Origin of the sequence: Winogradskyella poriferorum (assembly GCF_050618035.1) — a bacterium.
Taxonomy (GTDB): domain Bacteria; phylum Bacteroidota; class Bacteroidia; order Flavobacteriales; family Flavobacteriaceae; genus Winogradskyella; species Winogradskyella poriferorum_A.
Genome location: NZ_JBODPY010000146.1, coordinates 1 through 232 on the forward strand (window position 1 = coordinate 1; position 232 = coordinate 232).

The 232-nt window shown below is 38.4% G+C and carries 1 pseudogene; it reads right to left on the minus strand.

The features are described from left to right. Window positions 1–52: 52 nt before the first annotated feature. Window positions 53–226 (minus strand): annotated as a pseudogene (locus tag ACRHOC_RS15250) (50S ribosomal protein L23); the annotation flags it as partial. Window positions 227–232 lie beyond the last annotated feature (6 nt).

Here is a 232-nt window from a genome sequence, read left to right on the forward strand (position 1 = left end):
GTACAATTGCCCTTTTCACAGCATTTGTTTTACCATGTTGAATACCCGTTTATGTATAACGTGTTCTTCTAACTGGACGGACATTTATAGTACGAACTTTTTCAACAGAAACTCCATAAGCACCTTCAACTGCTTTTTTGATTTCTACCTTGTTCGCCTTTGTGTCCACCTCAAACGCATAAGCATTTAACAACTCACTTTGCGTGGTTGCTTTTCCAGTGATGATAAAGTC